The sequence below is a fragment of the Ruegeria sp. CE8 genome (genome assembly GCF_056537465.1).
In genome coordinates this window covers 35,831-50,255 of the sequence record NZ_JBQFRP010000011.1, presented here as the reverse complement: position 1 = coordinate 50,255, position 14,425 = coordinate 35,831, and the positions used below count along the sequence as shown (strand labels likewise).

The following is a 14,425-nucleotide window of genomic DNA, read 5'->3' as shown; positions in this document are numbered from 1 at the left end:
ACAGCAAGGCGGACAGGCCGCCTTGCTCAGATACTTCGGATCAGGTGCCCGATTTGATCTTGGTCCACATGCGCGTCACCACGCGCTGTGTTTTCGACGGGTAGGGCGTCGTGATGTAGAGATTTTGCATTGTTGCATCATCCGGATAGATCGCAGGATCGCCGATCACGTCTTCCTCAAGGAACTCTTGCGAGGCCTTGTTACCGTTGGCGTAGTACACATAGTTCGAGGCTGCCGCCATGTTGTTGGCGTCCAGAATGAAGTTCAGAAACTGGTGCGCGCCATCCGGGTTCGGAGCATCTGCCGGGATGGCCATCTGGTCGAACCACATCAGCGAACCTTCGGCGAAGGGATGGTATTCGATGTTCACACCGTTGTCCGCCTCGGCTGCGCGGTCCCGAGCTTGCAGGACGTCACCCGACCAGCCAACAGCCACACAGATGTCACCGTTTGCCAGCGCATTGATGTATTCCGAACTGTGGAACTTCTGAACATGCGGACGGACACCAGCGAGGATTTCTTCGGCCTTACCAATCACGTCGGGGTCGTGGCTGTCCGGGTCTTCGCCGATGTATTGTAGAACCATCGGAATGATCTCGGCCGGAGCGTCAAGGAAATGCACCCCGCACGAGGCGAGCTTTTCCATGTTCTCCGGTTTCAGAACAAGGTCCATGCTGTTCAGGGCAACGTCTTCACCCAGCGCTTCCTTGACCTTGTCGACATTGAGGCCAAGACCTGTGGTTCCCCACATGTAGTTGATCGAATAGGCGTTGTTCGGGTCATACCCAGAAGTGCGTTCCTGAATGACGTCCCACAAATTGCCAGCGTTGGACAGTTTGGCTGAGTCCAACTCCTGAAACGCGCCAGCCTGTATCTGACGCTGAAGGAAAGTGCCCGATGGCACCACCACGTCATAGCCCGAGCCCCCGGCCAGCATCTTGGTTTCCAGTACCTCGTTGCTGTCGAACACGTCGTAGATAAGGGTCAGGCCCGTCTCTTCCTCGAATTTCTTCAGCAGTTCTTCGTCGATGTAGTCGGACCAGTTATAGACGCGCACCTCTTCGGCAAAAGCCGCCGAAGTCCCCAGCGCGACGATTGCCGTCAGCGTCAGCGTTTTGATTGACATATTTCTCTCCCTGCGAATGTACGGGTATTTTCCCTTTTTTTTGGATTTGATCAAGTTTTGCGTTTTTGCTCGATCCATCGTATGGTTTCACGAGGTCAGGCTTCTGGCAAGACAACACCACGGGAAACAGGGTAAACCACTTGGATTTGATCAAAAATAAAGCATCCGGCGCCCATGAGAGTGAAGGAAAGAGACCGGCGCATGAGCAGGTGTACCAAACCCTGAGATCACAGATCATGTACGGGGAACTGGTCCCTGGACAGCCCGTCACGATACAAGGTCTGACTGATTCGCTTGGGGTCGGAATGACTCCGGTGCGCGAAGCAATCCGGCGGTTGATTTCGGACGGCGCGCTTATGTTTCAGGGCAATCGCCGCGTCAGCGTTCCGCTGCTGTCCAACGCCGATGTTGAACAGATGATATTCGCAAGAATATCAATAGAATCAGAGCTTTCTCGCCGCGCAACTGCCACCGTGACACCCCTAGACATCGACCAGCTTGAGCGGCTTGATCAGCGATTGGATCAGACCATCGTAGATGGAGATGTCAGCGGCTACCTGCGTTTGAACCATCAGTTTCACGAAACGCTCTATGCACATGCGGATGCTCCGATTCTCAACGATTTGGCCGAGCGGCTGTGGTTGCGGTTTGGCCCTTCCCTGCGCGTTGTATGCGGGCGATTTGGCACTCATAGCTTGCCTGACCGGCACAAGGACATCATCTCGGCTTTGCGCGCGGGGGATGCCGAAAATGTGGCGAAAGCGACTGCACAGGACATTGAACAAGGGATGGAACTGATGTCCGACGCTTTGACAGGCGATTGATTCAGTTCGATTCGATTGACAGCACAAAATTTGATCATATTGTGACGAGCAACCGCTTTTGCAGGAGATTCTCTGATGTCGACCATCACCAATCACATGCCGACCGCCGAGTTGCAGGCTTTGGATGCGGCGCATCACATACACCCGTTTTCTGCCAACGGATCGTTGGGCAAAGAAGGCGCGCGGGTCATTACACGCGCAAAGGGCGTGTACCTGACGGACAGCGAAGGCGAAGAGATTCTGGACGCCATGGCCGGTCTGTGGTGCGTCAATATCGGCTATGGCCGCGACGAACTGGCCGAGGTCGCCGCGCGCCAGATGCGCGAATTGCCCTATTACAACACGTTCTTCAAAACGACCCACGTTCCGGCCATCGCCCTAGCCGCCAAAATTGCAGAGCTGGCGCCGGGCGATCTAAACCATGTCTTCTTTGCCGCCGGCGGGTCCGAGGCGAACGACACTAACATTCGTCTGGTACGGACCTATTGGGCTGAAAAAGGCCAGCCTGACAAGAACATCATCATTAGCCGCAAGAACGCCTATCACGGGTCCTCCGTAGGCTCAGCATCGCTGGGCGGTATGGCAGGAATGCACGCGCAGGGCGGCATTCCGATCCCGAACATTCACCATATCAACCAGCCGAACTGGTGGGCCGAGGGTGGTGACATGGCGCCCGAGGATTTCGGCCTGGCTCGTGCGCGTGAGCTGGAAGAGGCCATTCTGGAACTGGGCGAAGACCGCGTCGCGGCCTTCATCGCCGAACCCGTGCAGGGCGCAGGTGGCGTGATCGTAGCCCCAGATACCTACTGGCCCGAGGTTCAGCGTATCTGTGATAAATACGACATCCTGCTGATCGCGGATGAGGTGATCTGCGGCTTTGGCCGCACCGGCAACTGGTTCGGTTCCGAAACTGTCGGCATCAAGCCGCATATCATGACCATCGCCAAGGGCCTCAGCTCGGGCTATGCGCCAATCGGCGGGTCTATCGTCAATGATGAGATCGCCGAGGTGATCGGTGGCACCGAATTCAATCACGGCTACACCTATTCCGGCCACCCGGTTGCTGCAGCCGTTGCGCTGGAAAACCTGCGCATCCTTGAAGAAGAGGGGATCGTCGAACACGTCCGCGACGTGGCCGCGCCCTACCTGAAGGAAAAATGGGAGGCACTGGTCGACCATCCGCTGGTCGGTGAGGCCAAGATCGTTGGCATGATGGCCTCGATCGCACTGACGCCGGACAAGGCCAGCCGCGCCAAATTCGCGTCCGAGCCGGGCACGATCGGATATATCTGCCGCGACCGCTGCTTTGCCAACAACCTGATCATGCGGCATGTGGGCGACCGGATGATCATCTCTCCCCCGCTGGTTCTGACGCCTGCAGAGATCGACGAGATGTTCGTGCGGATTTACAAGTCATTGCACGAGGCGCATGCCGAAATCATCGCTCAGGGGTTGATGAAGGCGGCGTCATAAGCCGACGGTTTGGACTGAAAGGACACACGGGGCGGTTGGTTCGACAATCGCCCTTTCTTCAACTCGAAGTAGAATGACGTCTTTACAACTGCTAGATTTCAAACTTAGCTCAGAGGCATTCGATTTAAGAGCTTTTAATTCCAACATCCGAGAAAACGCTGGCCAATCAAAAGAAACCAATTGTTGCACCGTGGGTCAGAGTCGTACTGCTAGTTTATCTTGTGCTTACCGCTCCGCACGTCATCCTATCATTCTTTTCAGTACAGTATTTTCCGTCTCCTGACTGGTTAATCAAAGCTCGCACTTTCGACGTTGCTTTGAGCGTTGCCGTACTATGCTTTATTAGCGTCGTGTGTTTTAGACTGTGGATGAACCAAAACTCTGCATCCGCCAAGTCAAACGTCTTTTCGCAATGGTTTTTATTCTGTTTTGTTCCGGTTTGGTTTGTCCTTTTGGACGGCGCCGGGCCGGCCACATATGGATTCCCGATAGTAGTTTCCACTTTCGCGGGACAGGAAATCGAATTGCCTTACACCTCAGACTGGTATGGCGGTTCTGGGCCAGACGGCCGTTGCCCATACTCTGTTGCGCTGGAAGGCGTGCCGTCACCTTGGCACAGGCTTTGCAATCTGTCTGAGGAGCTCGCCACCACCGTAGAGCCCGGTGATACGATCCTTGTGTCGGGCACAGGGACCAGGATGGGTTTGTTTGCCCATGGTGCAGAACTCCCGACTGACAGATAGAATATCATCTCGGGGCAGGCGCCGTTAAGTCACCGCAGCCGTTCCAGCAGTTTCAAGCTGGCGTACCCATCCGGCAACAACCCCTGCGCCAATTGATACGCCCGAACCGCATTGACCGTGTTCGGCCCGGTGCGCCCGTCGATGCCTTGCGTGTCGAATCCAGCGTCGGTCAGGCGGGTTTGCAGTTCCTTCTTCTCAGTGAAGCTCAGTATCTGGTCTCCCCGCGGCCAATCAGCCTGAAACGGTGTGCGTCCGGCCAGACGGTCGGACAGGTGGCCGATTCCAATTACATAGGCGTCGGCGCCGTTGTATTTTTCAATCACGCTGAAATTGTCGAAGATCATCAGCGCAACACCCTGTCCTCCGGCGGGCAACAGGATCGCCGCTTGGCCATGATCCGAAATCGGAGCGCCACTCATAGACGCCACGCCGCGTGCGGCCCACTCCGACGGCATCAGCGTGTGATCCCGCCTCGCCGTGGAATAGTCGAACCCTTTGGGCAATGTCACTTCAACACCCCAGGGCTGCCCTTTGGTCCATCCATGCCGCGCCAGATAGGCCGCCGCCGAAGCCAGCGCATCAGTCGGGTCGTCCGACCAGATATCGCGCCGACCGTCGCCGTCAAAATCCACCGCGTGGTCGAGGTACGATGTCGGCATGAACTGGGTGTGCCCCATCGCTCCGGCCCAACTGCCCACCATGTTGATTGGACTGACATCGCCTGCCTGAACGATCTGCAACGCCGCGATCAACTGGGTTTCGAAAAATTGCGCCCTGCGCGCATCAAAGGCCAGCGTGGCCAGTGACCGGATGGTGTGATCGTTGCCTCGAAACGTTCCAAAAGACGTCTCAAGCCCCCAAATCGCGGTCACGACTTCTTTTTCAACGCCAAATTGCGCTTCGATCTGGGTCAACGCATCGCGATGACGCTCTAACCCGGCGCGGCCATTTCTGACCCGCGAATCCGAGACCGCAGAGTCCAGATATTCCCAGATTGGTTTGGAAAATTCCGCCTGATTTCGGTCTCGCTTGATGACATCCCTGTCATAAGTCAGGCCGGCCAGAGACCGATCCAGCGTTGAGGTCGATATCCCCTGCTCGACCGCTCTTTCCCGAAAAGCTCCAAGCCACGCCTGAAATCGCGCGTTTCCTTCCGTTGACACCCGGTGCTCCTTAACTGAGGGCCGCAAGACCGGCCGGATGGACACGACCACACCTGCCGATGCCAATTGTATGGTCTGTGACCCGCTCAGCGAGTTGATTGATTCCGCCTGCACAATGGATGCCCATAATGCGGCGGTCATGACGCCACCTATGCACTTACGCATTCCGAATTTTCCTGAGTACTGCTCGACCTCAGGATAACGCAAAACCGGAAATTTCCAAAGCGCTCAGCTTTCGTTCTAGCAATCATTTGCTTCTCGCTCGGCGCGGATTTGGGCTAAAGCCTCGCGTAGTAACGGCACACGGTTTGGCCTAAAGCTTTCATCCGTAACGGACATTTCACGAATCCGATCCAGCCGAAAAAACCGGAAATCCTCTCTCAGATGGCACCACGACAGCATGACACTGGAGCGATCCATGTACACGATGCTTAGCGGATTGACCTTTCTGCGGGTGTCGTCACCCTTGGCGTCCGTGTAGGCGAATTCGATCGTGCGTTCATCCCAAGTAGCTTGCCGCAAGTCAGACACGTCGATTGTCGGCTTTGCCGGACGGTCAAAGCGCGTCGCGGTCAGTACCGCGTGACTCAGGCGATGGGACTGGCGTTGCGGCAAGCGACCCTGCAGTTTGCGCAATGCATTGCCGGCCGCTTCGGCCAGCCCTGGATCGCCAATGGCTTGCACCTCACGCAGGCCCAGAACCAACGCTTCCAGCTCATCGTCGGTGAACCCGAGCGGCGGCAAAGTTGCGTCTTCGATCAGGGTAAAACCAAACCCAGCCTCGCCGTCGATCACCGCCCCAAGCCCACGCAACGAATCGATATCGCGGTGCACGGTGCGGGGCGAAACACCAAGATCCTGCGCCAGTTGTTGGGACGTCTTTGGCGACGGACCAGAACGCAAGGCTTGCATCAGCTGGAACAGGCGGGCGGTACGGGACATAATGCAGCCTACCTTAAACCTAATGCCAATTTCTGTCATTAGACTGATCTAACCGTTTGGCACCCCAATCAAGGAGCCGACGATGCTGACCCTTCTGACCTACCCCTCCGCCTTTGGCCTGTTCAGCGCCAGCCCCTTCTGCGTGAAAACCGCCTATATGCTCCAGCACGCCGGCCAGCGCTGGCAGCGGTCCGACATGCTGGACCCTCGCAAGATGCCGCACCAGAAACTGCCCGTTCTGCGCACCCCGGAACGGCTGGTCCCCGACAGTGATCTGATCCGCGACTGGCTCGAGGCGCAGGGTGCGGATTTCGACAAGGGATTGACCGACATACAAAAGGCGCAGTCCCGTGCGCTGATCCGCATGGCAGAAGAGCATATCTATTTTCAGATCGTACTGGATCGCTGGGGTAACGACGAAGTCTGGCCGGTTCTGCGAAAAACCTTCTTTTCCGTCATTCCGGCATTGATCCGAACGCCCGTGTCGAATTCCATACGCAAGAAAGTCGTCAATGGTCTGGGGTTTCAGGGTGTCAGCCGTTTCTCACCCGCGGAACGCCAAGACCGACTGGAACGGGACCTTGAGGCGATATCCGCCTATCTTTGGCAATCGCCCTACTTGTTGGGCAACCAACCAACCTCGGCGGATATGAGCGTCGGCCCCATGCTGGCCGCCATGCGCGCGACGCCGGCGGATACACCACTGACCCGGCGGATAAAGCAGGATAACCTGCTGAACAGCTACATAGATCGAATGGAACAGGCGATTCCGCTGTCATGACACCCTTTGACGACCCTGCCGTGGAGGCCGCTTTTGAGGCATTTCCCAAGGACACCCGCACGGGTGTTCTTGCCCTGCGTGAATTGGTGCTTTCAACTGCTGAAACGCTGCCCAAGGCGAACCCATTGCAGGAGGCGTTGCGTTGGGGCCAGCCCGCCTATCTGGCCCCCAAGGGATCAACCATTCGATTAGGAGCGCACAAATCGGCATCTTTTGCCCTGTTCGTGCATTGTCAAAGCCGGTTGATGGGCGATTTCACATCAGCTTTTCCGGGCGAGGATCGGATCGACGGGAATCGGGCAATCCTGTTCGATGACCCGGATCAGATCGATGAAACCCGTCATGGCTGGCTGATCGCTCGGGCGCTGACCTATCACCTTTGACGCCGCTTGCGTTCGACCTTGCGCTTGATCTTGTCTTTCTTGCGCTTGGTACTGACTGCCTTGCGCCGCGTGCCCCGCTTGGCAGGCCCGCGTCCGCGCGGCAGAGCCTGATCGTCGATGGACAGTAGCTCCAGTTCCAACCCACCGGTGACGGGCGTGGCTTCGGTCAACCGAACCGTGACCCGCTGACCGATGGCAATGATCAACCCGCTGTCTGACCCCATCAATGTTCCGGCTTCGCGGTCGAAATGGAAGAACTCGCGCCCTAGCGACCGGACTGGCACCAGCCCATCCGCACCGGTTTCATCCATCTTCACGAAGGCACCAAAGCGGGCGATGCCGCTGATGCGACCGCTGAATTCATTCCCTACTCGCTCACTGAGATAGGCGGCGAGGTAACGATCCGTCGTATCCCGTTCGGCCATCATTGAGCGGCGCTCGGTATCCGAGATATGGGTGGCAGTTTCGTCCAGCCGCGCGATTTCATCCTCGGTCAGCCCGTCCTTGCCCCAGCCATGGGCCGAGATCAGCGCGCGATGCACGATCAGGTCGGCGTAGCGGCGGATGGGCGAGGTGAAATGCGCGTAGTTGCGCAGTGCCAGACCGAAATGGCCAAAGTTCTCGGGGTTGTAATAGGCCTGCGCCATCGACCGCAACGTCGTCAGGTTGATCAGTTCCGCATCCTCAGTCCCAGCGGCGGCGTTCAACAGCGCGTTCAGGTGACGTGTCTGCAGTACCTGCCCCTTGGCTAGATTCAGCCCCGCCGCTTGCGCAGTCTCGCGCAGGCTTTCAAGTTTTTCAGGCGCGGGTTCTTCATGCACTCGGAATAGCAGCGGGCGGCGCTTGGCGATCAAAGTCTCGGCCGCGGCGACGTTCGCGAGGATCATGAATTCTTCGATCAGTTTGTGTGCGTCAAGGCGTTCACGGAAGGCCACGCTTTCGACCTCACCCTTGTCGCTGAGGACGATTTTGCGTTCGGGCAAATCCAGTTCCAGCGGCTGACGTTCTGCCCGCGCTTTTTTCAGGGCCGCATAAGCGGCGTAGAGCGGCTTCAAAACAGGCTCTAACAACGGCCCGGTGCGGTCATTTGGGTTGCCGTCGATGGCTTCCTGCACCTCGGCATAGTGTAGCGACGCGGCCGAGCGCATCAGGCCACGTACAAAGCGATGGCCGGTCTTGTTGCCGTTCGCGTCAATCTGCATCCGAACAGCAATACAGGCACGCGGGACGCCTTCGTGCAGCGAGCACAAATCGCCCGACAGACGATCCGGCAGCATCGGCACAACCCGGTCCGGGAAATAGCTGGAGTTGCCCCGCTTGCGGGCCTCACGGTCCAGCGCGGTGCCAGGCTGCACATAGGCGGCCACATCGGCAATCGCGACCCAGATCACATGACCACCCGGGTTCTTGGGGTCGTCATCGGCATGGGCATAGCAGGCATCGTCATGATCCCGTGCGTCTGACGGGTCGATGGTCAGCAGCGGCATGTCCCGCAGGTCTTCGCGCCCTTTCAGACCAACGGGTTTGGCCTTGTCGGCCTCGTCAATAACCTTGTCCGGGAAATCGTCTGGAATGCCATGCTGATGGATGGCAATCAGCGAGACCGCCTTGGGTGCAGACGGATCGCCCAGCCGTTCCACGATGCGGGCACGCGGCAGACCCATGCGGTTCTTCGGTCCGGCCTGTTCTGCTTCAACCAGTTCGCCGTCCTTCGCACCCAGTACCGCACCGTCTGCCACCAGCCACTCCGTCTGGCCGGTCTTGTCGATGGGCACAATCCGCCCACCCTCGGCCCCTTTGCGGAAGATACCCACGATCTTGCGCGGGTTGGTCCCGATCCGGCGGATCAGGCGAGCCTCGTAATTATGGTCTTCTTCATGCACCACCGTCAGGCGGGCCAGAATGCGGTCGCCCTCGCCCAGCGCGGGATCACTGGCGCGGGCGACGATCAGAACGATCGGCTCGACCCCTTCGCCATGCCACTCCAGCGGGCGCGCGAACAGATCGCCATCCGCGTTAGGCGCCTTCACCTGCAGCACACTGACTGGTGGCAAGCGATCCGGGTCACGGTAGCTGCGCTTGCGCTTTTCCAGATGCCCCTCGGCCTCAAGCTCTTTGAGGATACGTTTCAGATCGATCCGATCCGCGCCTTTGATACCAAAGGCTTTGGCGATATCGCGTTTCGAGGTCAGGGTGGGGTTCGCCGAGATCCAGTCGAGGACCTCCTGCTTGGTGGGGATGCGAGTCATAGTTCCGGCCTATCACGGGGATGCGACGGCGTCATGACCAAAAAGCGGCGGGCTGGGTCAGGTTTTCAGATCCGAAACCGTATCCACGTCACGCAATTGATCCAGAAACGCCACGCGACACCCAGGAACCGAGGCCAGTGTATCGGCCAGAGCGTATTCAGTCGACCAGCGAACATCTTGAAACAGGCTTTTCGGCAGCGGCCTGTACCGCTGCGCACCGACCAGCCAATAGCCACCATCCGGTGCGGGGCCAAACACCATTTGCGCGCGCCCCAATTCCTTGAACGCCCGCGCAATGTGCGATGGCGTAATGCCGGGAATGTCAGCTCCGATCAGGCAGACCGGACCTTTCGGCATGCCGCGCAACATCCGCTCCATACGATCGCCCAGATCACCCCGCCCCTGCCCCGCGCGCGGCAGGTCTGCGGGCCAGATGCGGCTGGTCAGACCTTCTTGATCAGGGGCAACGGCAAGCACGATCTGCCAGCGCGGGTCTCGCAGACGACGGATCAACGCACGCGTTTGCCAGCGAAACCACCAGGCCGCGCCGACCATACCGATGTCGCGCCCCAACCGGGTCTTGACCCGGCCCGGGCGTGGCTCTTTCACCATTATGACCAGTGTGCGCTGCATCGATCAGGCGAAATAGTCCCGCAAAATACGCGAGTAGATCGCCTTGAGCTGTTCGATTTGCGCAATCTCGACACATTCGTCCACCTGATGCATCGTTCGACCAACCAGCCCGAACTCCACAACAGGGCAGTGGTTTTTGACAAACCGCGCGTCCGATGTGCCGCCCGTTGTCGACATCTCGGGGCGGATGCCGGTTTCCGCCTCGACGGCTTGCGCGACCAGATCGGACAGAGGACCTGGTGGCGTCAGAAAGCTTTCGCCCGAGATTTTGATGCGGAGGTCGACATCGACGTCATAGGCTTCGGCGACTGCGCGTGCCTCGGACTGAAGCCATTCGCTGAGGCCTGCGCCCGAATGCAGGTCGTTGAACCGGATATTCACCGCGCCACTGCATTGCGCGGGGATTACATTGGTCGCAGTGTTGCCAGTGTCGATGTTCACGACGGCCAGTGTCGAGGCATCAAAGTGGTCGGAGCCCTGATCAAGCTCGTGGCTGGCCAGTTGATGCATCAGCCGCGCCATCGCAGGCAGAGGGTTCTTGGCCCGATGCGGGTAGGCGGAATGCCCCTGAACGCCGGTTACGGTAAACCAAGCGGTCATCGAGCCGCGCCGCCCGATCTTCATCATCTCGCCCATTGTGTTCGGACAGGTCGGCTCGCCTACCAGACAGACGGACATTTGCTCGTTGGCCTGGGTCATATAGTCCAGCAGCGCCGTGGTGCCGTCCACCGCGTCGCCCTCTTCGTCACCAGTGATGGTCAGGATCACGGCCCCGTCCGGGGGGGTTTCACGTACAAAGTCCATCGCCGCTGCCGCGAATGCCGCGACACCCGATTTCATGTCGGTTGTGCCTCGGCCAAACATCACGCCGTCACGGATTTCGGCGCCGAATGGCGGCGTTGTCCACGCGGCCTCATCACCCACCGGGACGACATCGGTATGACCGTTGAACCCAAAGCTGCGCGCGTGCCCCTTTTTGCCCCAGCGGGCAAACAAATTGCTGACGTCACCGCGATTAACACGGGTGCATTCGAACCCCGCCTCGGTCAGAACGCTTTCCAGCAAAACAAGCGCGCCACCTTCGTCGGGTGTGACCGATGGGCAACGGATCAGGTTTGCCGTCAACTCTACCGGATCTGTCATTATCTGCCCCCATTGGTTGGTTCGCGCACAGATTCAACGAATTGTCCGGCTTGCCAACCCCTTCCCGACCGAATTTGCAGGGTTTTTCTCTGCGCGCCTCAAGATGACACCCCAATAAAACATAGATGTTTACCTTGCGGCCACCTTGCCGCCCGGATCAAATCTGCGTTAGAGGGCCGCGAAGCAGGTAAGTCGACGATGAAACGCGCCATTTTCGGATTGATCTGCCTGACTTTCGCCGCTCTCGCACAGCAAAGCCAGGCTCAGACGCTGACGGTCGCCACGGTGACCCGCCCCCCGTTTTCCTATGTCGAGGACGGGGCACAGACCGGTTTTTCAATGGAACTGCTCGAGGCGTTGGCGGAATCGCTGAATTGGGACTATTCGGTAAACCGGGTCGAGGCGTTCGGTGACATGTTGGGTGCGGTTCGGAATGCGTCCGCTGAACTGGCAATTGCCAATATCTCGATCACGGCGGCGCGGGAAACGCAAATGGACTTCAGCCAGCCTATCTTTGAGGCTGGCTTGCAGATCATGGTGCCGTCCGATGCCGTGCGCACACCCTCGTTGTTGCATGCGTTACTGTCGGTCGAACTATTCATCGCCATCGGTCTGGCCTTTGCCATCCTTTTGGGTGGCGGGATGCTGATGTGGGGCTTTGAACGGCGCGCCCAGCCCTATTTTGACCGCAAACTGAACGAGGCCTGGTTCCCATCCTTTTGGTGGGCCCTGAACCTTGTGGTAAATGGCGGGTTTGAAGAACGCATGCCGCGCACGCCGTTTGGTCGGCTGCTGGGTGTCGTTCTGGTCGTATCCTCGCTGTTCATCGTGTCGGTCTTCACGGCCCGTATCACGTCGGTCATGACCGTAGATGCGATCAGTGGCAGCGTGAATTCGGTAAATGACCTGTATGGCAAGCAGGTCGGTACGATCTCGCAATCAACAGCAGCCAATTTCCTGAACCGGCGCGAGATTGAGTTTTCCGGCTATGAAAACCTGGACGACATGCTGACGGCGTTCCGGGAGAAAGAACTGGACGCCGTCGTTTTTGACGCCCCGATCCTGTCCTATTTCGCGTCGCATGAAGGACGCCGGATCGCGTCCATGACCGGTGGGGTTTTCCTGCGTGAAAACTACGGGATCGCATTCCCCACGGGCTCACCTCTGGTCGAGGACGTCAATCAGGCCCTGCTCGCGCTGCGCGAAGACGGAACCTATGACGACATTTACCGCAAGTGGTTCGGAGTACGGAACTAAGCCGGTTCCTCATCCCCGAAAAACGGGGTCATCTGGGCGACGATAACGGCGTTCTCATCCAGTGCCCGCTGCATCAGGGCGCGCTCATCGGGATCAATGTCGTGCCCCTGCGCTTCGCGCTCGGCCAATGTGCCATAACCCGTGACATCCAGTGGTGCGGTATCAGCCTGTTTCAGGATGGCGACGGTTTCGCGCACGGCCTCGGCCTCGTCCACTCCGCTGGCAAAGCACATCAACGCTGCCCCGGTCGCACCTTCGGGCAGACCATCGCCCTCTTTGCGGCCGATCTGAACGAGCAATGTGTAGACTTGCTGACGGGACGGTTTCTTTTGCTTTTCCATGCAGGGGGCCATAGCTGCGCGTCTGTCTGCGGTCAAGCAGCCGGGAATTGCAGGACGGCTTCGGCACGTCCATAGTGCCCGGGAAAACTTGTTTCAAACCGCAAAGGAATTTTCATGGCGTATCCCGATTTCATCACGGACTTCCCGGCCCTCGACGTGCCATTCCCAACGGACGTGGTTCAAACCGCGGTCATCCGGTCGGATTCGGGATTGGTGGCATTCTTCACCTTCCTCAAGGATTTCGAACTGCCCCCGCATTCGCACAAGGCGCAATGGGGCACGGTGATCGAAGGTGAGGTTGAACTGACCATCGGCGATGAGACCAAGATTTATCGCCCCGGCGACAGCTACACGATCCCGTCCGGTGTCGAACATGGGGGAACGATCAAGGCCGGGACCCGGGTGATCGACGTCTTTGAAGAACCCGACCGCTATCCGATCAAAGCGTAAGCCAGATACAAAAAGGCTGTAGCGAATTCTGCTACAGCCCCGTTTCTCAGCTGCGATTGACTTAGTCGCGCAGCAATTCGTTGATCCCGGTTTTCGAGCGGGTCTTTTCATCAACGCGCTTCACGATCACGGCGCAATACAGGCTGACATTGTTCTTGGACGGCATCGAGCCCGCAACAACCACCGAATAGGGCGGTACTTCGCCATACATGACTTCACCGGTTTCACGGTCGACGATTTTGGTGGACTTGCCAATGAACACGCCCATGCCCAGAACCGAACCTTCGCGGACAATGCAGCCTTCAACCACTTCTGAGCGTGCGCCGATAAAGCAATTGTCCTCAATGATGGTCGGGCCGGCCTGCATCGGTTCCAGCACGCCGCCGATACCAACACCACCCGACAGGTGCACGTTTTTGCCAATCTGCGCGCAAGAGCCAACGGTGGCCCATGTGTCAACCATGGTGCCTTCGTCGACATAAGCGCCGAGGTTCACGAAGGACGGCATCAGTACCACGCCTGGTGCGACGTAGGCCGATTTACGGACCACACAATTCGGAACGGCGCGGAAACCGGCGGCGCGCCACTGGCTTTCACCCCAACCGGCGAACTTGCTGTCCACCTTGTCCCACCAGCCGCCCTCCTGAGGACCGCCGTTCTGGATTTCCATATCCTTGATGCGGAAGCCCAGCAGAACCGCCTTCTTGGCCCACTGGTTCACGTGCCAATCACCGCTCTCCAGCTTTTCGGCAACGCGCAGCGAACCGCTGTCCAGCGCGTTCAGCGTGTCTTCGATCGCTTCGCGCTGTTCGCCGGTGGTGGCGGGCGTGATGGTATCGCGCGCCTCCCAGGCGGCTTCGATAGCGGTTTCCAGTTGCGCGTTGGACATCGGAGGGCTCCCTGCAGAATCTGTTCAC

General features: G+C 58.4%; 14 protein-coding genes. 6 read left to right on the top strand and 8 right to left on the bottom strand.

The genetic code is table 11. The annotated features are described in order from the left end of the window. Positions 1 to 40 precede the first annotated feature (40 nt). A complete protein-coding gene (locus ACR0AA_RS16990) occupies positions 41 to 1,126 on the bottom strand; it encodes a polyamine ABC transporter substrate-binding protein (RefSeq protein WP_480665110.1) in 1,086 nt (361 codons plus the stop codon). 140 nt (positions 1,127 to 1,266) lie between these two features. On the opposite strand from ACR0AA_RS16990, the gene ACR0AA_RS16985 reads away from it, so the two are divergent. Together ACR0AA_RS16985 and ACR0AA_RS16980 are read left to right on the top strand one after the other, a co-directional pair. After that, positions 1,267 to 1,950, top strand: coding sequence for a GntR family transcriptional regulator (locus ACR0AA_RS16985; protein ID WP_480756482.1), 684 nt, complete (start codon positions 1,267 to 1,269; stop codon positions 1,948 to 1,950). A 75-nt stretch (positions 1,951 to 2,025) separates the two neighbouring features. Next, positions 2,026 to 3,423, top strand: coding sequence for an aspartate aminotransferase family protein (locus ACR0AA_RS16980; RefSeq protein WP_480756481.1), 1,398 nt, complete (start codon positions 2,026 to 2,028; stop codon positions 3,421 to 3,423). Positions 3,424 to 4,195: 772 nt separating this feature from the next. Here the strand turns inward: ACR0AA_RS16980 and ACR0AA_RS16975 are convergent. Both ACR0AA_RS16975 and ACR0AA_RS16970 read right to left on the bottom strand, forming a co-directional pair. Next, entirely contained in the window at positions 4,196 to 5,470 is a 1,275-nt protein-coding gene (locus ACR0AA_RS16975; protein WP_480756480.1) for a lytic murein transglycosylase, read from the bottom strand. A gap of 99 nt (positions 5,471 to 5,569) precedes the next feature. Beyond that, positions 5,570 to 6,271, bottom strand: a complete 702-nt coding sequence (locus tag ACR0AA_RS16970; protein ID WP_480665105.1) for a helix-turn-helix transcriptional regulator — start codon at positions 6,269 to 6,271, stop codon at positions 5,570 to 5,572. Between the two features lie 82 nt (positions 6,272 to 6,353). On the opposite strand from ACR0AA_RS16970, the gene ACR0AA_RS16965 reads away from it, so the two are divergent. Together ACR0AA_RS16965 and ACR0AA_RS16960 are read left to right on the top strand one after the other, a co-directional pair. Beyond that, on the top strand, positions 6,354 to 7,052 hold the full coding sequence (locus ACR0AA_RS16965) for a glutathione S-transferase family protein (protein ID WP_480665104.1): 699 nt from the start codon (positions 6,354 to 6,356) through the stop codon (positions 7,050 to 7,052). Next, positions 7,049 to 7,435, top strand: a complete 387-nt coding sequence (locus ACR0AA_RS16960) for a DUF1801 domain-containing protein (protein ID WP_480665103.1) — start codon at positions 7,049 to 7,051, stop codon at positions 7,433 to 7,435. The genes ACR0AA_RS16965 and ACR0AA_RS16960 overlap by 4 nt, the downstream gene beginning before the upstream one ends. On the opposite strand, the gene rnr is transcribed toward ACR0AA_RS16960, so the two are convergent. From rnr to dapE, 3 genes are read right to left on the bottom strand one after another with little or no spacing between them, the layout of a single operon-like run. Next, entirely contained in the window at positions 7,426 to 9,684 is a 2,259-nt protein-coding gene (rnr, locus tag ACR0AA_RS16955; protein ID WP_480665102.1) for a ribonuclease R, read from the bottom strand. The genes ACR0AA_RS16960 and rnr overlap by 10 nt on opposite strands. A 57-nt stretch (positions 9,685 to 9,741) precedes the next feature. Beyond that, positions 9,742 to 10,317, bottom strand: coding sequence for a TIGR04282 family arsenosugar biosynthesis glycosyltransferase (locus ACR0AA_RS16950; RefSeq protein ID WP_480665101.1), 576 nt, complete (start codon positions 10,315 to 10,317; stop codon positions 9,742 to 9,744). 3 nt (positions 10,318 to 10,320) lie between these two features. Continuing rightward, positions 10,321 to 11,460, bottom strand: a complete 1,140-nt coding sequence (dapE, locus tag ACR0AA_RS16945) for a succinyl-diaminopimelate desuccinylase (protein ID WP_480665100.1) — start codon at positions 11,458 to 11,460, stop codon at positions 10,321 to 10,323. Between the two features lie 198 nt (positions 11,461 to 11,658). Between dapE and ACR0AA_RS16940 the strand changes: the two genes are divergently transcribed. Continuing rightward, on the top strand, positions 11,659 to 12,717 hold the full coding sequence (locus ACR0AA_RS16940) for a transporter substrate-binding domain-containing protein (protein WP_480756479.1): 1,059 nt from the start codon (positions 11,659 to 11,661) through the stop codon (positions 12,715 to 12,717). Here the strand turns inward: ACR0AA_RS16940 and ACR0AA_RS16935 are convergent. Continuing rightward, entirely contained in the window at positions 12,714 to 13,058 is a 345-nt protein-coding gene (locus ACR0AA_RS16935) for a hypothetical protein (protein WP_058272663.1), read from the bottom strand. The two genes, ACR0AA_RS16940 and ACR0AA_RS16935, sit on opposite strands and share 4 nt — an antisense overlap. 114 nt (positions 13,059 to 13,172) lie before the next feature. Here ACR0AA_RS16935 and ACR0AA_RS16930 point away from each other — a divergent pair, with 114 nt between their 5' ends. Continuing rightward, on the top strand, positions 13,173 to 13,508 hold the full coding sequence (locus tag ACR0AA_RS16930) for a cupin domain-containing protein (RefSeq protein WP_480665097.1): 336 nt from the start codon (positions 13,173 to 13,175) through the stop codon (positions 13,506 to 13,508). A 61-nt stretch (positions 13,509 to 13,569) separates the two neighbouring features. Here the strand turns inward: ACR0AA_RS16930 and dapD are convergent, their stop codons facing one another. Continuing rightward, positions 13,570 to 14,397 carry a 2,3,4,5-tetrahydropyridine-2,6-dicarboxylate N-succinyltransferase gene (gene dapD / locus ACR0AA_RS16925; protein WP_480756478.1) on the bottom strand — a complete coding sequence of 276 codons (828 nt, stop codon included), beginning with the start codon at positions 14,395 to 14,397 and terminating at the stop codon, positions 13,570 to 13,572. Positions 14,398 to 14,425: the final 28 nt, after the last annotated feature.